This is a genomic window from Candidatus Neomarinimicrobiota bacterium (assembly GCA_018651745.1).
Lineage (GTDB): Bacteria > Fidelibacterota > Marinisomatia > Marinisomatales > TCS55 > JAAZYX01.
On the sequence record JABIDL010000011.1, the window covers coordinates 39,548 to 61,373 of the forward strand.

Annotated in this window: 22 protein-coding genes; 1 reads left to right on the forward strand and 21 read right to left on the reverse strand. The window is 38.0% G+C overall.

What is annotated here, in order from left to right; translation table 11 throughout:
* Nucleotides 1-7 precede the first annotated feature (7 nt).
* Together HOD97_01885 and HOD97_01890 are read right to left on the reverse strand one after the other, a co-directional pair.
* Nucleotides 8-1,810 (reverse strand): SLC13 family permease, encoded by a 1,803-nt coding sequence (locus HOD97_01885; protein MBT4280361.1) that lies wholly within the window; start codon nucleotides 1,808-1,810, stop codon nucleotides 8-10.
* A 37-nt stretch (nucleotides 1,811-1,847) separates the two neighbouring features.
* Nucleotides 1,848-3,464 (reverse strand): GAF domain-containing protein, encoded by a 1,617-nt coding sequence (locus HOD97_01890; GenBank protein MBT4280362.1) that lies wholly within the window; start codon nucleotides 3,462-3,464, stop codon nucleotides 1,848-1,850.
* 281 nt (nucleotides 3,465-3,745) lie between these two features.
* Here HOD97_01890 and HOD97_01895 point away from each other — a divergent pair, with 281 nt between their 5' ends.
* Nucleotides 3,746-8,305, forward strand: a complete 4,560-nt coding sequence (locus HOD97_01895; GenBank protein ID MBT4280363.1) for a GNAT family N-acetyltransferase — start codon at nucleotides 3,746-3,748, stop codon at nucleotides 8,303-8,305.
* Between the two features lie 6 nt (nucleotides 8,306-8,311).
* Here the strand turns inward: HOD97_01895 and HOD97_01900 are convergent, their stop codons facing one another.
* From HOD97_01900 to HOD97_01990, 19 genes are all read right to left on the reverse strand, one after another.
* Nucleotides 8,312-8,938: a methyltransferase gene (locus HOD97_01900; GenBank protein ID MBT4280364.1), complete on the reverse strand. Its 627-nt coding sequence runs from the start codon at nucleotides 8,936-8,938 to the stop codon at nucleotides 8,312-8,314.
* Nucleotide 8,939: 1 nt separating this feature from the next.
* On the reverse strand, nucleotides 8,940-9,467 hold the full coding sequence (locus HOD97_01905; protein ID MBT4280365.1) for a DUF420 domain-containing protein: 528 nt from the start codon (nucleotides 9,465-9,467) through the stop codon (nucleotides 8,940-8,942).
* An 8-nt stretch (nucleotides 9,468-9,475) separates the two neighbouring features.
* Nucleotides 9,476-10,051 carry an SCO family protein gene (locus HOD97_01910; GenBank protein MBT4280366.1) on the reverse strand — a complete coding sequence of 192 codons (576 nt, stop codon included), beginning with the start codon at nucleotides 10,049-10,051 and terminating at the stop codon, nucleotides 9,476-9,478.
* Nucleotides 10,048-10,935, reverse strand: a complete 888-nt coding sequence (cyoE, locus tag HOD97_01915; protein MBT4280367.1) for a protoheme IX farnesyltransferase — start codon at nucleotides 10,933-10,935, stop codon at nucleotides 10,048-10,050. Before cyoE ends, HOD97_01910 begins: the two co-directional genes overlap by 4 nt.
* Nucleotides 10,932-11,903: a cytochrome oxidase biogenesis protein CtaA gene (locus HOD97_01920; protein ID MBT4280368.1), complete on the reverse strand. Its 972-nt coding sequence runs from the start codon at nucleotides 11,901-11,903 to the stop codon at nucleotides 10,932-10,934. Before HOD97_01920 ends, cyoE begins: the two co-directional genes overlap by 4 nt.
* A gap of 27 nt (nucleotides 11,904-11,930) precedes the next feature.
* Entirely contained in the window at nucleotides 11,931-12,770 is an 840-nt protein-coding gene (locus HOD97_01925; protein ID MBT4280369.1) for a cytochrome c oxidase subunit II, read from the reverse strand.
* Between the two features lie 12 nt (nucleotides 12,771-12,782).
* Nucleotides 12,783-12,995 (reverse strand): hypothetical protein, encoded by a 213-nt coding sequence (locus HOD97_01930; GenBank protein MBT4280370.1) that lies wholly within the window; start codon nucleotides 12,993-12,995, stop codon nucleotides 12,783-12,785.
* 22 nt (nucleotides 12,996-13,017) lie between these two features.
* Nucleotides 13,018-13,215 (reverse strand): hypothetical protein, encoded by a 198-nt coding sequence (locus HOD97_01935; GenBank protein ID MBT4280371.1) that lies wholly within the window; start codon nucleotides 13,213-13,215, stop codon nucleotides 13,018-13,020.
* Nucleotides 13,216-13,217: 2 nt separating this feature from the next.
* A complete protein-coding gene (locus HOD97_01940) occupies nucleotides 13,218-13,523 on the reverse strand; it encodes a hypothetical protein (GenBank protein ID MBT4280372.1) in 306 nt (101 codons plus the stop codon).
* A gap of 6 nt (nucleotides 13,524-13,529) precedes the next feature.
* On the reverse strand, nucleotides 13,530-14,126 hold the full coding sequence (locus tag HOD97_01945) for a heme-copper oxidase subunit III (protein MBT4280373.1): 597 nt from the start codon (nucleotides 14,124-14,126) through the stop codon (nucleotides 13,530-13,532).
* 12 nt (nucleotides 14,127-14,138) lie between these two features.
* Entirely contained in the window at nucleotides 14,139-15,860 is a 1,722-nt protein-coding gene (locus HOD97_01950; GenBank protein MBT4280374.1) for a cytochrome C oxidase subunit I, read from the reverse strand.
* Nucleotides 15,861-15,987: 127 nt separating this feature from the next.
* Nucleotides 15,988-16,440, reverse strand: coding sequence for an Rrf2 family transcriptional regulator (locus HOD97_01955; GenBank protein MBT4280375.1), 453 nt, complete (start codon nucleotides 16,438-16,440; stop codon nucleotides 15,988-15,990).
* A gap of 207 nt (nucleotides 16,441-16,647) precedes the next feature.
* Nucleotides 16,648-16,926 carry a cytochrome C oxidase subunit IV family protein gene (locus tag HOD97_01960; GenBank protein ID MBT4280376.1) on the reverse strand — a complete coding sequence of 93 codons (279 nt, stop codon included), beginning with the start codon at nucleotides 16,924-16,926 and terminating at the stop codon, nucleotides 16,648-16,650.
* A gap of 10 nt (nucleotides 16,927-16,936) precedes the next feature.
* Nucleotides 16,937-17,569 (reverse strand): heme-copper oxidase subunit III, encoded by a 633-nt coding sequence (locus tag HOD97_01965; GenBank protein MBT4280377.1) that lies wholly within the window; start codon nucleotides 17,567-17,569, stop codon nucleotides 16,937-16,939.
* Nucleotides 17,570-17,579: 10 nt separating this feature from the next.
* The gene (locus tag HOD97_01970) at nucleotides 17,580-18,164 is read right to left on the reverse strand and encodes a hypothetical protein (GenBank protein MBT4280378.1); all 585 of its coding nucleotides are present in this window, start codon (nucleotides 18,162-18,164) and stop codon (nucleotides 17,580-17,582) included.
* A complete protein-coding gene (locus HOD97_01975; protein MBT4280379.1) occupies nucleotides 18,161-19,894 on the reverse strand; it encodes a cytochrome-c oxidase in 1,734 nt (577 codons plus the stop codon). The genes HOD97_01970 and HOD97_01975 overlap by 4 nt, the downstream gene beginning before the upstream one ends.
* The gene (locus HOD97_01980; protein MBT4280380.1) at nucleotides 19,870-20,676 is read right to left on the reverse strand and encodes a hypothetical protein; all 807 of its coding nucleotides are present in this window, start codon (nucleotides 20,674-20,676) and stop codon (nucleotides 19,870-19,872) included. Before HOD97_01980 ends, HOD97_01975 begins: the two co-directional genes overlap by 25 nt.
* A gap of 35 nt (nucleotides 20,677-20,711) precedes the next feature.
* Nucleotides 20,712-21,164 (reverse strand): hypothetical protein, encoded by a 453-nt coding sequence (locus HOD97_01985; protein MBT4280381.1) that lies wholly within the window; start codon nucleotides 21,162-21,164, stop codon nucleotides 20,712-20,714.
* 30 nt (nucleotides 21,165-21,194) lie between these two features.
* Entirely contained in the window at nucleotides 21,195-21,758 is a 564-nt protein-coding gene (locus HOD97_01990) for a hemerythrin domain-containing protein (protein ID MBT4280382.1), read from the reverse strand.
* Nucleotides 21,759-21,826: the final 68 nt, after the last annotated feature.

Below are 21,826 nucleotides of genomic sequence, written 5' to 3' on the forward strand. Positions count from 1 at the left end.
CAGGTATTTATCCAATTACTGTAAACGGCCATAAGATGGGAATCAGGAAAGATGCCAAAAGCCAAAGTGCAATGGCAAGCGGAAGTCCGACAGTTAGATAATCTTTATACTTGTAACCTCCGGGGCCATAAACCATCAAATTTGTTTGGTATCCAATGGGTGTAATAAAAGAAGCAGATGCAGCAAAACACACTGCAAAAATGAATGGACGAGGATCATATCCAAGCTTTGCCGCCAATGCCAATGCAATTGGGCTCATGATAATTGCTGTTGCAGCATTGGATGACACTTCTGTTAAAATGACAGTAATTAGATATATGAGAGATAAAAGAATGTACGGCTGCCAAGCTTCCTCAAAAGACATCGAGAAGTTAAATAGAGAATTGCTGATCCAATCTGCAGTCCCACTGGTTTGAATTACAATACCAAGTGGAATGAGAGCTGCTATTAAAATAATCACATTCCACTGAACGGATTGGTAAGATTCATTTGGTGTAATAACTTTTAAAAGTAACAGAACAACCCATCCGATTAATGCCGCTATCATTATAGGCATAATTCCGAGAGCAGCAACCGTTACAACACCGATAACGGTAACAATACTCGCCCACCAGAACCGGCTTTTTTTCATAGTTGCTTCTATTTCCTCCAGAACAATAAAATTGTTCGAGTCCGCCAATTCCTGAATTTTATCACGAGGACCATAAACTAGGAGGGTGTCAAAAGCATGTAAAATCACCTTTGCGATTTTTTCCCGGAGAATGGACCCTTCGCGCCTAATCGCCAAAACAAAACTACCATACCTGCGTCTAAAATTTGATCCAAGTAAATTGAGTCCGATCAAGTCAGATTTCTCTGTTAGCAAAGCTTCCACCAAAATATTGTTTTCTTGTTGAAGTTCGAACTGTGTCAATTTTTCGTCGGTTAGCAAATTAACTTTTTCCACCTCTTTCATTCTTAAAAAGTTGTCAACTGAACCGCGTACAAATAAAATATCGTTATCCAATAAAATTGTATTTCTGATATTGGATGTTATCATAGATCCTTCGCGTAAAATATCAATCACAGTCACATCATAATTTTGGTTAATGGCGCGAGCGAGAATTGTTTTTCCAACTAAAGGTGAATCTTTACCAATTTTCATTTCCGTTAAAAATCCGCCCATATGATAACTTTTAGTCAAACTAGATGTTACAGTACGAGATGGTAAAATTTTATATCCAATTGCAATCATATACCCTAAACCGACTAATAAAAGAATTGAACCATATTTGGTGAATTCAAACATCCCTAACGGTTCGTTCCCCGATGCAGTGAGAATAGAATTCACAAGAAGATTTGTAGAAGTGCCAACTAAGGTCAATGTGCCACCCATAATCGCAGCGTAGCTTAGCGGAATTAACACTTTTGAAGGGCTGATTTTGTATTGATGAGCCATTCTGATTGTAATTGGCATGAAAATTGCCACGATGGCAGTATTGTTTACAAAAGCAGATAAGATAGCAATACTAAAGAGGTATGCGGAAAGTCCCAACGAAAATGACCGGCTGGCGATGGTATTTATTCTTGCAACCAAGTATTCGAGTACCCCGGTTTTTTGAATAGCATGGCTTAAAATGAAAAGACAAGCAATCGTAATAACTGCCGGGTTGGCCAACCCGGACACCGCTTCTGAAGGGCTCAGGAAATCAAAAAGAATTAATATGCATAGGATTGCCAATGCCGATACTTCTAAGGCAAACACCTCGGTTACAAACAGGATAAACATGAGGATTATTATCCCTATGACAATTGGTATTTCGAAACTCATTTTACCTTAAGTTATTGAATAACCTCTTTGGATGTTTTCAATCAACATCAAGTTGGTGTTCAGCAAGATACTCTTTTGCATACGATTCCCAAATTCGTTCTTTGGTAAAGAGATCGTAAAGAAAAGGGTCTAGATGAGAATCATTTCGCATAAAACCCATAATCCGAAGACTTTCAGAAACAGTTTTGCCCTTTTTATAGGGACGATCACTGGCAGTCAACGCTTCAAACACATCTGCAATAGCAACAATTCTTGGCTGAATTGGTAAATCCTCAGCAGTCAATCCCTGTGGATATCCTGTGCCGTCGAGTTTTTCGTGATGTGCAGCGGCCCAGCCAGGAACATTGGATAGTTTTTTAGGCCATGGTAGTTTTTCCAGCATATTGATTGTATGGATCGTATGGTCGTTTATTATTTGCCTGTCTTCTGCCGTTAGAGTTCCGCGGGATATGGAAAGATTGTACACTTCGTCATCAGAAATAATTGGTTTTCTCTCTTTTCCATCTTTCCATTTTCGCTTGGCGATTGATTTGATTCTTTTCGCTTTCTCCGGCGAAAGATATTCACCGCCGATGTTTACAGAATTGATGAAATCCTGATCATCGGCAATCTGTTTAAGATTTGAACGATACAATTTTCTCAATTCTTTCATTTCATCTGTTTTTCCTGCTTGTTCTAATTTTAACTGTTTCTTAAGGAATTTAATTTCCTCATCTCTCCTGATAATCTCAAATCGTGTATTCACCAAATGGATTCTATCTAAGATGGTTTCTAGTTTGGTGGATTTATCCACAATATGAGGCGGTGTGGCCACTTTTCCCGTATCATGAAGCCATGCAGCCACCAATAATTCCCGCATGCCATCTTCATCAAAATACACATCTGCCAGTGCGCCGGTTTTACATTCATTAATTGCATTAGCAATCGTTTCAGTCAAGACGGGAATCCGCTGACAATGCCCGCCTGTATATTTTGATTTAGCATCAATGGCAGCGGCCAACACCTGAATGAAAGAATCAAATAGTTCTTCCAAATCTTTAATTAAGTTTTTATTCGTAATAGCAACCGCAGCTTGGCTAGATAATGCTTCTACCAAATCCTGTACCTTTTCAGTGAATGCAATGACATCGCCGGTTTTCCGATCTTGCGCGTTTAAAAGTTGGAGCACGCCGATAATTTCATTTTCATGATCACGTAATGGAACCGTTAAAAAAGATTGGGATCTGTAACCGGTTTTTTCATCAAAAGCACGTGTGCCGGAAAAATCAAAACCTTCCGCTTTATACGCATCCGGGATATTTACGGTTTCACCCGAAAGACCAACATAGGCTGCAATCATATTATTATTTGGTTTTCCATCATCCAAATATAGTTTAATTGGATAAAAGGGAATATCCACACCAGATGTGCCACCCATATGAAAATCAAGCGAATCCGTCTTCATTATTTTGAATGCTAACCGATTATCATTTGTCCTCATATACAGAGTGCCACCGTCAGAATTTGCGATACGCTTCGCTTCCAACAAGATCATTTCCAAAAGAATATCCATATTCTTTTCCTTCGAAAGAGCAAAGCCAATTTGGCTCATCCGGGAAATTTGTTCTTCCAAATCGTTCACATACGATTGAATTTTCTTCGGAGTATCTTTCATTAATATGTTTACCTCACTCATCGAGTAAACATTGGGCTTGGCTTTAGCAGAATTTTTCTGTGTCATAATTTTTCCTTAAAGATTATTTCACCAGAAACTTACAGCACCCTGTTCCAAAGGACAAATGGTAACTCCAATTTTTATAAACTGTTGACAGAATTTGTTTCCATTACAAATAACGAACTATGGCAAAAAATGACAATATGTCTCTATTCAGAAATTTTATTCGTTTGCACTTGAAAAATTTCATACTGTGGAATTAATTATTCTAAATTCCGCTCGTGAAGTTAACCCCCGAATCCACTCCTAGATTCCTTGAAAAGGTTGAATTAGGTGAAATATCTGCGTCTGAACTTTTGGAAATAGCCCAATCCATAAACGAAGATGTAGCCAACCATCAATCTATTCATGCATTTTTAGATGTAGCTGCCCATCCTTATTTCCAACATTGCATTTCTGAGAATGATTGTATTGACCCATGGCTAAAGGAACTCGTTCGGCTGATGGAACTCTCAGGATACCACATAGGTCATGTGATTGAAGACAGAGCAAAACGCTACGGCGATAAAACCGTATTTCAAATCATTCAACCCGATGAAATAGTAAAAATTTCGTTTAAACAACTTTTGAAATACATACGTCGAACAGGGCAGGGAATTTTTGCATTAACAAAAGGCAAAGAGCCCACTATTGGAATTTTAACACCCAACACTTTCAAAGGAACTCTTGTGGATCTCGCCTGTCTTTCATTTGGATTTAACGTTGTTCCTCTTCCGCTGAATTCCACTTCAGAAGATTTAAAATATATCATTGAACATAGCGGTATAACGCACATTTTTTCTGGGGGACAGCGGGCAGCCGGACTCCTTGCTGCTGCCGTGAATCCTACTTCAGATATTCGAACTATTCAGCTTCGTACAAAAGATCTAACAACAGCTTCCCAAATTGGCTGGGACGCCTTCCTTGCGAATGGGGCAGACATTCAACAGTCAGATTTGTTAGACCGTCGGGATCAATTAGATATCAACGGCATCGCTACCATCATGTACACGTCAGGAACTACCGCTCATCCCAAAGGAATTGTTTTTACCCCATTAAATATAATTTCAAAACGATTCGCAAGAGCTTTGGCCTTACCGGGGATCGGACCGGATGATATTTTCCTTTCATTCCTACCACTTTATCACACATTTGGGCGATATCTTGAAATGCTCGGAAGTATTTTCTTAGGAGCAACCTACACTTTTGCCAGATCTCCCCAATTTCAAAGTCTTCTTTCAGATTTTAAAATTATCCGGCCAACCGTGTTTATCAGCGTACCAAAACGATGGAATCAGATTTATGAATTATGCGACGGAGGATCTCCGGATACAATCACAGGTGGACGCTTAAAATGGGGATTGTCAGCCGCCGGATATCTTGAACCGGCAGTATTCAAGTTTTTCCAAAAAAACAATGTCAGCCTTATGAGCGGATACGGGATGACTGAGGCAACAGGCGGAATTACAATGACACCACCAGCAGATTACAAACCGGATTCTGTTGGTAAATCCCTACCCGGCATTGAACTATTGATTGCAGAAGATGGGGAACTGCTAATTCGAGGTGCCTATGTATCACCGGGATATTTGGGTGAACAACAAAAAGTAATTCAACGAGATTCATCCTGGTTTCATACAGGAGATATTTTTAAAGAAACGAACAAACATTTTACGATAGTTGACAGGAAAAAAGAAATTTATAAAAATAGTCGGGGGCAAACAATCGCGCCACAAAAAATAGAAAATCTGTTTAAGGATTTTGATTCTATCCATTCTGTTTTCCTAATTGGTGACGGAATGGAATACAATTGTATATTGATTTATCCGGATCAGACATTTACCGAATTAAAATCGACTGCCGATACTAAAGAAATACAGAACCATTTTTCCACCATCGTCAATTCTGTAAACAGTTTTCTACCACCTCATGAGCGACTTGTCAACTTTGCTTTAATACCACGGGCGTTCAGTTCTGAACATGGAGAACTCACCAAAAAAGGGACGGTTAAACGGAAAGCTATTATTAAGAATTTTTCCTCAGTTATAGAACCAATGTATAAACGTTCGAGCGTCAGTTTCATTAAAGATGAAATTGAATTGAGAATCCCAAATTGGATTATAAGAGAAAAAGGAATTTTGTCCTCAAATGTTGAATGGAACGGTAAAAAACTAACTATAAAGGGAAAACCCGTACTTACTTTACTATCTTGCGAAAAAGGGTTTCAGGTAGGCGATTTTGTTTACATTCTACCCAAGCCAACGTTTGATCTAGAAATGTATTTGAGGTCGCCCGAACTTTGGCTCGGCAATATTGAATTTGTAAATTTTTTAAGAGACATCCCCTTTCGCCTTAGTGAATTTAATCCATCATCTGAAATTGACCTTTACGCTTCGCATGTTCCTCTTTTGAAAAATACTCGCCATGAAGCAGTTCCTTTCCCTGATGAGGATGGAAAAACTGAAGATTTTCTTAAATTCCTCCACAACCAAGCTATTGTACTTCGGAGCAATTCGTCTACGAAAATTATTTCGGCCGTTGCAAAATTTGAGTCTATGACCCAGCAACCCGGAAGTATATGGAATCACATTATTCCATCCATCCTATTGCGACTAAATACGCATCCAAAAATAAAATGCCGATCTGCCATGTTGAATCTTGCGGTTTCCTTATTGAAAGCGGATGTATTTGCCAAAATAATACGCGACAGTCTAGAACACGCATATAACTTAGAAGATTTAAACGCTGTCTCTTTTGATTCGGGCAAACTGGTTAATGACCATATTAAATCTTTCTTAAATCAATTAAATGAATACAAAATTCAACCGGATTCCTGCACAGGATTTTCTACAGAACTTATCAAAAAAGTATTCATTTGGATGGTGGACTTTGCCAAGGACAAACCTAAATATTTTCTACCCTTAAGAACTGAATTTTCCAGTTGGAACCAACCTTTTTTTCCGGTGGGGATTCAGAAAAATGCTGATAAAGCATTTCAAAAATTAGAAAGTAACTTTAGGACAAACCTTATACATGATTCAACTAAACCCTATCGGGAAAAAATAATTGATTTGCCTGATTGGAAAGATGTTATTTCCTTTGACCCGAGTATTGATGAGGCCCTTCAAATTCACATAATAAATGCAATTGAAAATACTCCATTGCTAAATGAAGCTCTCGTTTTAGCTGGTAGAGAAATTATCACGTTAAATAATATTCCGATTGATGGTATTTGGATTAGTGCTTACCATTCAGAATCATTGGGTCGTGCATTCAGACTACTAGTTAGACCAAAAAACGATGCATCATTTAACCTCATTCTAAATAGTTATAATTCAACTGAGGAGCAAAATGTCAATAATCAGGTGAAAATATTGACATTAGCAGGACCAACATTTAACACTGATGCATGTAGCAATTTACTATTTGGGCATTATCCTAAATTTAATCTTTATACTGAAGCTTTTTCAATACATTCATCTGTAGAAGATTTACTTAACCGACACCGCGAGGATATTGAATCAGGATTGGCGATTGATCGATGGCAAATGCGTTGGTTTCATTACATTTGGACTAGCGCTCAGTTATCTTTGGAATTATGGAAAAGAACCGGTTGCCAAAAAGGATTATCAGATCCTGATCCATCTCAATTTTGTATTCCGGAACATGATTTCTCAGATGGTGGATATATCACTTCTATATTTTTTCTAAGAGAAACACAATCGCTTCTTATACTTATTCAGCGATTTGCCAATAGTTTCATTTCTAGGACCGAAGCTAGGTATAAAGAATTAAGCATGATGTCAGGATGGGAAGTTATCCTTACCGTTGTCTTGGAAGTCTTTGGGATTAGACAAGGTCTTGTTATGCTTCGATCTGCACGTGATGAGATGAAAGACGATGTAGATTATGGACTTTCTCAAGAAACTATTTCCAGTTTCATTTCGGAAGTTGAATCAGATGGAATCCTCCCGAAAAAACTGGTATTTGCCACCATAAGATATGAGCGATGGAGTCAGTTGAATCCGAACGCAACTGTAGATGCAAAAAGTGAAATCATTTTCGATCTTTATCAAGATTATCGTCTAGCTCATTTATTGCAAATTGATCCAAGTATCCGACTACAATTCTTTTTGATGACTTGCTTTAAAGATAGCCACGAACAACTTCGTATTCAGCTTGAGCAAATGGTTCTCGAGACAAGGAAAGGGATCATTTCTGAAACTGAATTAACCGACAAACTTCAGATTATTCATAAAACAAGTTTGGCAAATAATGATGACAAATTTTTTCTTACACGTTTGATTTACGAGCATGTTGGTTCTGCAGATTTTGCCGAACTAGTGGCGCACGAAGGAGAGTCATCTGGGCATCTTGATCTTATTTATTTAATTCATGATAAGGATGGGTTGCAATACACAGTTCGGCCACCTTCACGCCCAAAGGATATTGCACAATTTAATTCTCTATTGGAAAAGGCTGATTTTTTTATTTCAATTAAACAAGAACATGAATTTATGCTCTTATTTACAGAAGATGATGATTTAGTAGGTGGTATAATTTGGCGAGAAACCAGAAAAAATATTGCTCATTTAGAAAAAGTTGTAATAGCATCTGCATTTCGAAATAAAGGTCTCAGTATTCCTCTAATCAACGAACTCGTTTTTCGACTCCATAGCAGATCTTATTCCCATTTGACAGTTAACTTTATTCATTCTGATCTCTTTTACAAAATCGGCTTTAAAATTGATAATCGTTTTGGCGGTCTTGTTCTTCCAATAAAAGAAAAAATGTCGCCTTAACGTATACTATAATTTTTGCGCAATCATAAGACCATCACGTATGGGTAGCAGTTGATTCGTCACTCTTTCATCTGCCCGAATAAATAAATTCATGGCATTTAACGCCCTTGAATCTTTGTCCATTGGATTAAGCACATCTCCATTCCAGAGCATATTGTCCAATACAATCACTCCGCCTTGCCTAAGCAATTCCATAGAACAATTATAATAATTTCCGTAGTTGATTTTATCCGCATCAATAAAGACCAAATCTACTGAATCCGATAATTCGGCTAGAGATTCCAAAGCAGCACCAATCTTTAATTCTACTCGATTCCCAAATGGTGCCTCTGCGATATATTTTTTCGCCAATTCTCTTTCATTAGTATCATAGGTTTTGACAATTCCGTCATCCTGGATTACCTCAGCCATTTTGAGTGCGGAATATCCGGTAAAAGTCCCGATATCAAGTGCCAGCTTTGGATTTAGCAACCGTACCAATAATTGCAATAGGTTTCCAACCATCGGACCTGACAGCATTCTTGGGACATCTTCTTTATCGTAAGTATCTTTTGTAAGTCTTTTGAAAAAGTCCGATTCATTTTCTGAATGCTCAAGGCAATATTGCTCGATTTCTTTAGGAAGAAAATCCATTTTACAAATAAAGCATTCCGTAAATCAGCACGCCCGTCACAGAAACATACAACCATATCGGAAGGGTTATTTTTGCAATTTTTTTATGTTTCGGAAGCTGAGATGTCCAACCGCGATATAAGGTAAAAAGTGCCAAAGGAACAATGACCGTAGCCATAATAATGTGTGTAATCAGGATAAAATAATATACTTCACTCCAACCGCCGTCGTACATCTTTGGTCCGATTTTAAACCAATGGTAAATCACATATGTCACAAGAAAAGCGAAGGAAAAGGCAAATGCGGTTAGCATTATTTTTTTATGTATTTCCCGTTTCCCTTTTTTTATCATTATCCAACCGTTCGCTAATAATACGGATGTTGCAAAATTTAATGTCGCATTCACTAAAGGGAGCCCGGAAACATCCAGCATTCCTTTCATTCCATCCGGCCTAGGTCCGAGGAATAGAAACGCTATAGCAAAAACAATAATAGTTGAAACAATATATATAATGCGATTCCAAAATGAATCAGTTTTTACTTTATTCATTCTGAAAATTATTGGACTAAGCGAACAATATCTTTTATCAATTTTTCCATTTCATCCGTTTCTGTTCCTGTATAATAACCACGAATCCGAGACTCCTGATCCACCAAGGCAAAGCGAGTACTGTGGAAAACAATATCCTCTGTATCTCCCATTTTAAACCCGTTTGCGACGAGAGATTGAATCGCTTCATAGGATCCGGTTAAAAAATACCATAGATCTGTCCGAGCTTTATACTGTTTCGCATAATTTGTCAATACTTCCGGAGTATCATAATCCGGATTAACCGTAATTGATACCATCCGAATTCTTTCATCGTCTTTGAATTCGTCATGAAGTCTTGACATGTGCATACTCATCACCGGGCAGGGACCTGCACACGTGGTAAAAATAAAATCAGCGACCCAAACTTTTCCTCTTAATTCATCTAATCCGATTTGCACTCCATTTGAATTCGTTAATGAAAAGTTGGGGATTGTACCTAAAATTGGGAGAGGCTTTGATTTAGAAATGAAATCGCATCCGCCTGCAAGGAAAATAATTATCCCAAAAATGATAAATGTATAATTTTTGAATCCGTGTGTCATAATAACAGAGCCCTATCAATTATCATCAGCAAAAGAAGTGCCGGCAAATAATACACGGATGCTTTCAATAGCAACAGCGCCGCTTCATCCGATAAAGACCTTCCAAGGGGAATGGCAGATGCTAAAAATCCGAATGCAAGGCATAGAACTCCGATTGCATAAACACCTCCCATCATCCCGATGATGTATGGAAGGAAAGAAATTGGAATTAATAATAATAAATGCCAAAAAACTTGACGAATGGTTCTACTTCCGTTTGGTTCAATCACTGGAAGCATTTTAAAACCTGCTTTTTTATAATCATCACGACACATCCAGGCAATTGCATAAAAATGTGGATGCTGCCATAAGTATAAAATCCCGAATAAAATCCAAGCGCCTAAATCCAATGATCCGGTTGTTGCTGCCCAACCTCCTAACGGAGGGATTGCGCCGGGAATGGAGCCGATCGATGTATTAAGCCACGTTATCCTCTTCATAGGAGTATAAACCAGAATGTACAAAAAAGCTGTTAGAAGAGAAATAAATCCGGTAAGTACATTAATTTTAATTACCAAACCCGCACTTCCAACAAGAACCAAAATAATGCCAAACATTAATGCCTCACCCGGAGTAAGAATTCCAGAAGGAATTGGACGGTTTTTCGTTCGATCCATTAACATATCATAATTGCGTTCAAGATAATGATTTAACGCTCCGGCACCTGCGGCGGTTAATCCGGTACCAATTAAAGTCCATAACAATCGTATCCAATCCAAATCAGTCGTCGAACCCATCACAAATCCAATTATCGTCGAAACCAGAACCATTGTCAGAATACGCAGTTTGGACAGTTCAAGATACGCTCCTATTTTATTTTTTGCCGGTTGAGGGTGTTTCTTCATGATAATTTAATCGGAATAACTCTGAGAATGGTTAGGGAAACCATTGCTAAAAATCCAGCACCGGTAACAACGTGCAAACTTGTGATGATTGGATCCCTGAAGGTCCAAATGGAAGTTGCACCTAACGTAATTTGGATAATCAATAATATCAAAAGTCTAATTCCACTGGGTTTAACATTAGATATATTACCTTTAAAAACCTTAGTTACAAAATACACCGTTATTAAGGTAACTGCCAACGCACCTAATCGGTGAATATAATGAATCCAAATCTGAATTATGGAAACTGATTCCATATCGTTTTCGTACATAATATCGTTGATATGACCTAAAAAATAATCATTAAATATTGGGAGCCACCCTCCTCCGATGGTTGGGAAATCTGGAATCGCCAAACCTGAGCCGGTGTGTCGCATGAGCGCTCCGAGAAATAATTGTACCACTACTGCAATCAAAAGAATAAATGCTGGACGAATCAATTGCTTATTTTCTTCACCGTTGTTTGATTCTCTATTTTCTCCTTCTTTGGAAAGTGAATATCCAATGATGATGGTCATTATTAAAAATCCCTGCGCGAGCATTCCGTGGAATATCGAAATTATCGGCGGTAAAAAATAGAGAACCGTAATTCCACCGAGCATTCCTTGAAGAATAACTACACCTAAAGCAGAGTAACCCATTTTTTTTATCCAAGACGGGCGATTCGACAAACCGAGCCCAACAACCAACACGATTGTCAATATTCCAATGGTGGTCGCAATTAACCGATGCAAATGTTCATAAAAAATGCCACCAACCATTTCAGAAAATGGGAAAGTGAACATATGTTTTCCGTAGGTTGTAGGCCAATCGGGGACAGAAAGGCCAACTTCATGACTTTTGACAAGAGCGCCGGCAAAAATTAGACCGAGCGTTGAAATTATGACCAGTTTAGAAAACCAGCGTAGCCAAGGTTGGCTAAGATTCATCAGAGTTTAGAAAAAAAAGATAAAATTCTACCAATCCTCATCGTCACTTTCTTCTTCAAAATATTCTGCTTGTTCATCTAGCCAAGCTTGATATCCGGCTTTATCGTGAACCGTTAAATATCCTTTCATGCGGTAATGACCAAGTCCGCAGAGTTGAGCGCAGGCGATTTGGAAACCTTTTTCAACTTCAGGTAGTGTGTCCCGAGTGGTTCCATTGAGAGATTCAATAAATTCTTTAGAGGTCATCGATGCTTCAAACCACACAGGAATACTCATTCCCGGTACCGCATCTTGTTTTACTCTGAATTCAGGAAGAAAAAAGCTATGAATCACGTCCTTAGATGAAAGATCAATACGAATAGGTTTATTAACGGGGATATGAAGTTGATTCACCATCACAAAATCATCAGCAGCGTTGGGATCTTCTCTATCAATCCCAATTGGGTTTTCTGCTTCGTCAACTAATGTGATATCCCGATTCCCAAATTTTCCATCTTCTCCAGGATAATGGATATTCCAAGCAAACTGCTGAGCGATTACTCTTATTTCTTCTGCGCCTGATGCGCTATTAGGAACATCATTTACACGAGTTGCCCAAATTGGGATTGCGAATCCAATTAAAATAACAAATTCAATAACTGCTACAGCCACTTCCAACCCAGAAGAAAGATGGCTTTGCACACCTGTATAATCAGCTTTGGGATTTCTTGATTTTCTAAATCGAATTAAGGTATAGATAAAGAAGAGCCCCCACCCTACAAACAGAAATAGCATAAGCCAGTGAAATAAAACCATAACTTCATCTATTGATCCCCCATGAGATGATGCATTTATGGGTAATCCATATTTTCTTAAAAGATCTAACACAAGTTTTCCCTCCTAAATATCTTTCTTTTGTGCTTTGAATTTCTTTGCCCTGTTTTTCAATCGAATCATAACAGTAGCAACACTTCCAAGCATTGTTCCAGTAACGCCCAGCAATGTCATAATTGCCCAGTTCATTCCAATAGTCGCGGGGTCATCAGACGCGCCATAACAGGTTGCACATGCAAATGTAATATGTGGGAATAAAAAAAGGCCGGTTATTATCATTAATCGAAGCATATCAACCAAATTAAATGGTTTTGAATTTCTTAATCATTTTTTGAAGATAAATGATAAGCCCAGAGCCACTTATTAATCCAAGAACTCCAAAAACTGTAGAAAAACTCACATAATTTGACAGATTCTGAAGTTGCCAAAATCCATATCCTAGGGTAACTACAATTGAAATAGAAATAAAAAATATGTGAAACGATTTTAAACTTAGCATCTTTAAATCACCGCTTGATCTGTAAAAGCTATATAAGGCAAAAACATAATTGTAATTAAAAAGAAGAATGTCAATCCTAAAACTGCTAAGACCGTTGTTCTTTCAGAAAACAAATGCATAAAATACCCTGCTACAAGCGTTCCTTTAACGGTAGCAATGATAATGGCGAGAAAAAAGGATTCTCCCGAACTTAAATCAAGATAAGATGCCGCAACGGTTACAACTGTTAAAACAGCTAAAGCTGCAAAAACACCTATATAAATTTTGACACTTTTTTTTATGTCTTCTGTACTATGTCCACTCATCATTATCTCCTAAAGTAAGTAAAGTACCGGGAAAAGAAAAATCCAGACTAAATCAACAAAATGCCAATATAGTCCGACAATTTCAATTCTATTAGTAAATCGTTCTGACTCAGTTCTTATCATTTTAGACCCGGGAAATAAAAAATAGAAAATGACAATCATCCCTCCAATTATATGAAGCATATGAAGTCCAGTTAAGGTGAAATAAATAGCAAAAAAGGTGGATGTTTCAGGGAAAATTCCATGATGAAATTTCGCAGTATATTCAAAATACTTTACAACTAAAAACACTCCTGCTAATAACAGTGTGGTTCCTAGGTAGATTTTGAATTTCTTCTGTTCATCCAATTTTAGTGAAACCCACGACATGATCATGGTTACACTGGATGAAATCAAAACTAAGGTGTTAAACGTAGCTAATGGGATATTTAATTCGCTAGATCCACTAATAAATGCGCCAGTCACATCTCCCATTCTCAGAAAAACATAGGCAGAAAACAAGCCACCAAATAACATGACTTCCGAGGCCAAAAAAAGCCAAATACCCAGTTTGGCATTAAACATGCCAGTATCTTGTCTTTCTTCTACATTATATGGAATCTCCATTAAAATCCTTTCTTACGCTTCAGATTGTGGGGTAAAATCTTTATCAGCCCCCGGGACACTATACTCATAAGGTCCACGATGAACTTCTGGAATAACTTCAAAATTTCGATGAGGCAACGGAGGTGAAGGTGCATCTGTCCATTCCAAAGTTGTGGCTTCCCAGTGATTACTTTCTGCTTTCTCGCCCGACTTCATACTTTTGATTAAATTATAGATAAACGGGATTTGTGCTAAGCCCAATAACCATGCGGATGCTGACATTACTTCATTTAGCCAAAGAGTGTCGGTTGCGTGTGCGTAGGTAACGCCGCCATCCCACAATCTCCGTGAAATTCCAGCCAATCCTTGAACAAACATTGGCATAAATATACCATTAATAAATAGCATTGAAAGCCAAAAGTGAATTTTCCCCAACGTTTCATTCAATAGTTTACCAGTCATTTTTGGAAACCAGTAATATACGCCTGCAAATAGCGCAAAGATGGTTCCAGGTGCAACAACATAATGAAAATGACCAATTACATAATAAGTATCATGAAGATGAATGTCCGAAGCTGCAATTCCTAAAGGTAACCCCGTTAGCCCACCAATACCAAACATTGGAAGGAAACCCAATGCGAAAAGCATGGCCGAATTATATCGAATGGATGCCCCCCAAAGAGAAATAAACATCGCGGTTAAAATAACTACCGAAGGAACAGAAATGATCATTGTTGTGGTTTGAAAAAAAGCACTAATGGTAGCACCCATTCCTGTCATGAACATATGATGCGCCCAAACAATAAAGGACATGAATCCTAAAAAGACTGAAGCATAAACAATTGATCTATATCCCCAAAGTGGTTTCCTTGTGTTATTTGCTAATACCTCTGCGACAATTCCCATTGCGGGCAGAATAAGTACATATACTTCTGGGTGGGCAAGAAACCAAAACATATGCTGCCATAATAATGGACTACCGCCACCACGATCAACCAATACTTCGCCGGAAACAACCAAACCCGATGGTAGAAAAAAGCTTGTATCCAAAAGGCGATCCATTAATTGAAGTACGCCGGCTGCTTCTAAAGGTGGGAAAGCCAAAAGCAAAAGAAATCCTGTTACAAACTGGGCCCATACAAAGAATGGCAATCTCATCCATGTAAGGCCTTTGGCCCGCAGTTGAACAATAGTTGTTATTGTATTTACAGAACCCAACAGAGATGATGTAATCAGTAGAACCATTCCAAAAAGCCAAACTGTTTGGCCTGTGGTGGCAATAACAGCCAATGGCGGGTAGGACGTCCAACCAGAATTTGCTGCACCACCGGGGACAAAGAAACCAACCATCATCACAACCCCACCTGCGAAATAACACCAAAAACTTGTCATATTTAATTTGGGAAAAGCCATATCCGGTGCCCCAATTTGAAGGGGAACAAAATAGTTGCCAAATGCGCCTACTGCGAGTGGGACAACACCTAAAAATATCATGATAGTACCATGCATGGCACCTAATGAATTATACATTTCAGGCAGGATAATTCCGTTATCACCAAAAAGCCACCCGAACCAAGGTATGGGTTGTTCTGGATATGCCAACTGCCATCTCATCATCATCATGAGACAAAATCCAAAAAACAAAAAAATCAATGCTGTAATGCCGTATTGCAGACCGATAACTTTATGGTCTATAGAGAAAATATATTTTCTCCAAAATGACTCTTCGTGAGTCGTATCTGAATGTCCGCTCATAAAATTCCTTTTAGCTTAGTCTTTTTTCGGATATGTTGAATAAAATCGTTAAAAACGAGATAACAAATATAAATCAGTAAAATTGGTTCCTACAAACGGTTATTATATATTCGTGGCTTCCCCTAAATCATCCATTCATTAATTTACGTTTTTTAATTACATTTTTCGCTAAAACATCGAGTGGCTCAGATGACATTAATTCTCGAAGTTTACTACGAATTGGTTTCCACTGATCATGGAGAGGGCACGGAGCATCATCTGTGCAAAGATCCAAACCAACAATACACTGTTCTTTTTCAGGAGGAAGTCCATCAATTGCATAAACGATATCATTCAAGAAAATCTTTTTGGGATCTTTTGCCAGTAATACACCTCCAGTTCTACCACGAACTGCTTTTATTAATCTCTGCTTCACCAATGTTTGCATGATTTTCGCTAAAAAATGGTATGGGATATTATACTCTGCAGCAATTTTTCGAATCATAACCGGTTTCTCGGGTTTTGTTTCCGCAAGATAAATCATTGCTTGAATCGCGTACTCTGCTGATTTAGAATAAAGCATAGTGTTGTATTTTACCATAATTATTTCAATCCTTCAATAAACTTATTTTTGCCTTTTCACATACATAATGAAAAACCCTGATATAATAAACGGGCTAATAATAATACCTAACAAGGGAATATATGCTGAAATTGAACTTCCTATCGTATCACCAGCTGCGCAATAAGGGCAGGACAATACCTTCTCAAAAAATAATAGAAATCCGAATGATTTTACATTCATGATTTACATTGTCCAGGAATAAGCCAAATCATACATCACTCCCCAAAGGAAATACAACGCAAGTGGAATTGGAAGCGCTATGAGACGACGCAATGTTTTGGTTTCATATCTCAAATGCATATATACTAATGCAACCAGCATAATTTTTGTAACAGTGATTGAGAGTAATAACGCAATAAGCCCCATTCTCGGCAATCCTAACCCAATTACCCAAACTTCAATCACTGTCAAAATAGCCAGTCCGATGGCATTCCATAAATAGGTTTTTTTATGATCTTCCATTGTCACTCCTTTAAATGAGGTAAATTATTGTGAATACAAGAATCCAAACGAGATCTATAAAATGCCAAAACAATCCGGCAATCTCAACACGGTCATAATTATCAGCAGAAAACTTTTGTTTTAATGCCATTGATAGAATAACAGATAAATAAATTACTCCAGATAAAACATGAAGACCATGAAACATGGTTGTTACATAAAATACAGATCCATAAATGCCTGTAGTTGGCAAAAATTGATCTCCAGGAATCCCGACTGCCGCTAAGAGATTTCCTAAATGTTCACCACCCATAATAAAATGGGAATATTCCCAAACTTGAATACCAAGAAACATGACACCACCTGCAATAGTAAAAGCTAAATATTTGATTAACCCATTTTGGTCATCTTTAAGAATAGAGTTCAATGCCATTACCATGGTAAAACTGCTGCAAATTAAAAGGAAAGTATTAAAAGCGGTCAGTGGTACGTTTAAAACAGACCCAGCGATAGGCCAAGTTTCTGTTGATATTCTTAAGCCGAGTCCGCCGATTATAATCGCTCCAAAGGTTAATCCATCCATTACGATAAATAACCACATCCCCAATTTTCCGGTGGTGGCTTTTCCAAAAAAAGATTTATTCATTGGTATTGCTTGATCCATTGTATTCCTTTCATAATATGATGATAAAAAACACGAAGATAATACACCACAAAACAGTGAGGAAATGCCAAAACCATCCAATCATTTGATATCGAACGGATTTCACTTGGCGGTTATTTTTAAGTTGATACCCTAACCAGCATAAAATTGATAAACCTACAATTAGATGAACCGCGTGGACAGCGCCAATCAAATAAACCATTCCTGCAAGAACATTACCATTGCTTGTAAATCCTATGCCAACTAACATTAGCCATAATTTAATTTGGCCGAATAAGAATACAATTCCAAAGAAGGCGCTGGCGTACAAATAGTTGAAATTTGTCGTCCCATTTCTCACATTCCATCGGTTATAAGATGAATGAAACATTAAACTACTCAAAATCAAAAGAAGGGTGGTTACGCCGGCCACTATAATTGTGTCCCCATTTAGGTTAATGGTTGCCAATTCCTTAGCCACCATTGCAGAAAATGTTGCTAGAAAAGTAACAAAGAGCATTATAATTCCACCCAAAGAAACAAGAACCCCCATTTTAGATGTGTCCATATCACATTCTATTCGAAGCGAATCAGCAGACTGTACTTGTGGACTCATGATTCATTTCCAATTTTGACAGTTTGACAAACCCAATCTGCGTCTTTCACATTGGGATTACTGTACTCATGCGGACCGTTAACCACCTGAGGGGCTGTGCTAAAATTTCCATGAGCAATGGGATAGTCCATTGTCCATTCTAATGTATTCGATTTCCATGGATTATTTTCTGCCACTTTTCCTTTTACCATTGAATGAATAAAATTATATAAAAACAAGATTTGGAAAGCACCAAGTATAAATGCCGAAATTGTTATAAAAATATTGATATCTGCCAATGGCTTTAGGAATTCAAATTCACCCGGATTATATAATCTACGGTGCTGACCCGCATACCCAGTAGCCATCATGTTAAAGAAGACTAGATTAATCGATATAAATGTTCCCCAGAAATGAATTTTACTTAGAAGAGGGTTCAGCATTCGACCAAACATCCTTGGATACCAGTAAGCAATTGCAGCATATCCACCAAATAATACAGATGCAGCCATGGTGTAATGGAAGTGACCCACAACAAACATGGTATCGTGAAGATAAATATCAGCTGTAACTGTCGCATTATAAAGTCCTGTAAGCCCACCTATAGCAAATACCCAAATCACGGCCATAGTATGCAACATCGGGGGGTCAAAATGAAGGGACCCACGCCAAAGTGTTGCTAACCAGTTGAAAAAGAAAATAGAGGATGGAATGCTAATTAGAAGCGTTAGAAACATAAAAGTTTTCCCCAACAAAGGACTCATCCCCGTGGTGTACATATGATGCCCCCAAACGACTGAACTTAGGACCACGATCGTACTCATACATATAACTGTAATTTTAGCACCAAATGCCGGTTTCCTTGAAAAAACCGAGAGTAATTCAGATACAATCCCCCATACGGGCAAAATCAAGATATACACTTCTGGATGTCCAAAAATCCAGAATACATGCTGGAATAATAAAGGATCACCGCCGCCGCCTGCGGCTAAACGCCCTGCCAAAAAGAATTGAGTTCCCAGTAATTGGTCAGTCAATAACATAATCAATCCAGCAGCAATGACCGGGACAAAAATGACATTTAAAATGGATGCAAGCCACAATCCCCACACAGACAGGGGCATGCGAAAATAGGTCATTCCCGGTGCTCGGAGCCTGATGACTGTAATGACATAATTAATGGCACCCATCATTGTGGCCACACCCATGAGTGTAATGGACAACGTCCAGAAAGCCTGACCCAAACCAGGTATCCCCCCTGCCGGTAAACTCAGGGGTGGATAGGAAGTCCAACCACCCGAAGCTACACCCAACGGTAAAAAATATGAAACCAATAACACCACTCCCGAAAGAAAGAATGTCCAAAATGAGAGCATATTCAATGTTGGGAAAGCCATATCCTTGGCACCAATCTGAAGCGGAATCACAAAATTCCCGAAAGCACCGATTAATAATGGCGTTATTGCCCAGAATATCATAATGGTACCATGCATAGTAAATAATTGATTATAAACATCAGGAGTGATCATTCCCGCTTCTCCATTCACTATAGATCCAAATAGCCACCATGGAACCGGCTGCTCCGGGTATGCCAACTGCCACCGGATAAGCATGGCCTGGAATCCACCGAAAAGTAGAAAAAATATTCCGAGAAATAAAAATTGTTTACCAATCGTTTTATGATCGGTCGAAAAAATATGGGTACTCATAATCGATTTTGAACTGCTCATTTTAATTCCTTCCATTGCCATCCCCATTTTGTTGGAACACCTTCATCCTCTTCCTCAAATCCCCAATCGTCGTCGTCGTCAGTCACTTCCGGTTCCTGAGCGACAATCCAATTATCAAATTCATCTTTTGACTCTACAGTAAGAAAACCCTTCATTTTAAAATGGCTATTCCCACATAATTCAGCACAGGCAAATTCATAATCTCCTGTCTCTTTTGCCTGAAACCACATGGCCGTAACCATCCCCGGTGTTGCATCTTGCTTATACCTGAAATTGGGTAGATAAAACGAATGAATGACATCGTAGGTAGTCAGTTGGACCACAATGGGCGTATTCACAGGAATATGTAAAATGTTTTGTGGAGGCACAATATCATCGTTTGTACCAAAAATATCATCATCCCCAGGATAACGAATATTCCAAGCATACTGTTGTGGCATAATTTCTATCCTGACAACATCTTCTCCTTTGGGAAATTTCCAGAATGCTTCTTTTAAATCTTTAAATGCCATGGATTCAATCACCACATCGATTGAGAAAAATACTAAAAGACCCATAGCGACTGTCAAATAACGGTGTTTTTTAGTATTACCTAAATCATAAACTGCATGAGGGTGTTTACGTGCATTATAACGCCAAATAAAAAATATGAGTGACACAACCACAATACCAAAATAAAGCGTAATAACAAAATCTGTGTATTGGATGACATTATCGATTCTATACCCATTCAAAGAAATATCTTTAGGTGGATCCACTAACCATATTCCCCCTGTCATTGTTTTTATTATTTTTTTCATCATTCTGTACTCCTTACAAACTTTAAATCAAATTAATTTTAAAATGATTCCCCCAATTGTTCTCTAATATTGCTTCCCTTCGATCGTACTCTATCCCATAATTGTAAAAAGATGAAACCGAGCGAAACCATTTGTAGAACTGATGCCCAAAAAGCCATAACTAACAGCGTACCGTCAACTTGATATCCGGCAAGGACCTCTGTGAAAAATCGCCCGATGGTCGCCGTGGCCAATACCCAATACAAAGCCCAGATGAACTTTGGGTTGTAATACTTATATCCTTTTTTTGAACGTGGAAAAAACCACGTAGCTACACCAATAATCATATTCATCACACCTCCGATTAGAATAATATGTGTATGAGCCATAATGAGTGTTGATGGTGCCAACCAACCAAATACAAAGTGGCCATATTGCCAAAACCCCGTTGCCAACCCCAGCCCAAAGCAAAGGAAGGATGTTTTAATGAAGTATCTCGAAGTTTTAGTCATTAATATTTTTTATCTAAAATATGCTGTTGGTTAATTATTTACTAATTCCTGCAATTCATTTGGACAAAAACAACAATAACCGATTTCATCACATTTAATTTTCATTTTGTCCCATTGGGAATCTTCTGTGATTGCCTGTAATGCCATGGGATATAAAATGTGATTTTCTTTATGAATATGCTGTCGAAGTGTGTCGCACAATTCAATAATTAAATAAGAGAGTGAATTGACCTGTTCTTTCCAGTTATTTCCAAATTCAACTGTTTCCTTTTTTAATTGATGTTTCATATTTCGAATTAGCCCATGTTCTTGCCTCATGACTTGTGGCGGACCAATTATTCCCAATAATTCAAGTGCCGGAAAAAGAACATCTTCTTCCCGTTGGTGATGGGGTTCAGCGGAAATTAATTGAAGTGAAAATTGATTTATTTGGGGTAACAGTTTTTCATTATTTGAATGATCCTGTGATGATAATTGCTCTCTTAAAATTTGCAGTTCATCCAAAATAGTTAAAATATGTTCATGTTCTGTAAACATGGTTTTTATTACATGACCGTCGTTTAATTCTTTAAACATATCTAATCCTTTAAGCATTGTTTAATTTGATGGTAATTTTTATTATTTTCATAATCTTGTCACATAAATATCATTGGGTAAAAAAC

Coding starts and splice junctions, on each gene's coding strand:
- HOD97_01885 (MBT4280361.1), bottom strand. CDS start 1,810: ATGAGTTTCGAAATACCAATTGTCATAGGGATAATAATCCTCATGTTT.
- HOD97_01890 (MBT4280362.1), bottom strand. CDS start 3,464: ATGAAAGATACTCCGAAGAAAATTCAATCGTATGTGAACGATTTGGAA.
- HOD97_01900 (MBT4280364.1), bottom strand. CDS start 8,938: ATGGATTTTCTTCCTAAAGAAATCGAGCAATATTGCCTTGAGCATTCA.
- HOD97_01905 (MBT4280365.1), bottom strand. CDS start 9,467: ATGAATAAAGTAAAAACTGATTCATTTTGGAATCGCATTATATATATT.
- HOD97_01910 (MBT4280366.1), bottom strand. CDS start 10,051: ATGACACACGGATTCAAAAATTATACATTTATCATTTTTGGGATAATT.
- cyoE (MBT4280367.1), bottom strand. CDS start 10,935: ATGAAGAAACACCCTCAACCGGCAAAAAATAAAATAGGAGCGTATCTT.
- HOD97_01920 (MBT4280368.1), bottom strand. CDS start 11,903: ATGAATCTTAGCCAACCTTGGCTACGCTGGTTTTCTAAACTGGTCATA.
- HOD97_01930 (MBT4280370.1), bottom strand. CDS start 12,995: ATGATAATAACCGGCCTTTTTTTATTCCCACATATTACATTTGCATGT.
- HOD97_01935 (MBT4280371.1), bottom strand. CDS start 13,215: ATGCTAAGTTTAAAATCGTTTCACATATTTTTTATTTCTATTTCAATT.
- HOD97_01940 (MBT4280372.1), bottom strand. CDS start 13,523: ATGATGAGTGGACATAGTACAGAAGACATAAAAAAAAGTGTCAAAATT.
- HOD97_01945 (MBT4280373.1), bottom strand. CDS start 14,126: ATGGAGATTCCATATAATGTAGAAGAAAGACAAGATACTGGCATGTTT.
- HOD97_01950 (MBT4280374.1), bottom strand. CDS start 15,860: ATGAGCGGACATTCAGATACGACTCACGAAGAGTCATTTTGGAGAAAA.
- HOD97_01955 (MBT4280375.1), bottom strand. CDS start 16,440: ATGGTAAAATACAACACTATGCTTTATTCTAAATCAGCAGAGTACGCG.
- HOD97_01960 (MBT4280376.1), bottom strand. CDS start 16,926: ATGGAAGATCATAAAAAAACCTATTTATGGAATGCCATCGGACTGGCT.
- HOD97_01965 (MBT4280377.1), bottom strand. CDS start 17,569: ATGGATCAAGCAATACCAATGAATAAATCTTTTTTTGGAAAAGCCACC.
- HOD97_01970 (MBT4280378.1), bottom strand. CDS start 18,164: ATGAGTCCACAAGTACAGTCTGCTGATTCGCTTCGAATAGAATGTGAT.
- HOD97_01975 (MBT4280379.1), bottom strand. CDS start 19,894: ATGGCAATGGAAGGAATTAAAATGAGCAGTTCAAAATCGATTATGAGT.
- HOD97_01980 (MBT4280380.1), bottom strand. CDS start 20,676: ATGATGAAAAAAATAATAAAAACAATGACAGGGGGAATATGGTTAGTG.
- HOD97_01985 (MBT4280381.1), bottom strand. CDS start 21,164: ATGACTAAAACTTCGAGATACTTCATTAAAACATCCTTCCTTTGCTTT.
- HOD97_01990 (MBT4280382.1), bottom strand. CDS start 21,758: ATGCTTAAAGGATTAGATATGTTTAAAGAATTAAACGACGGTCATGTA.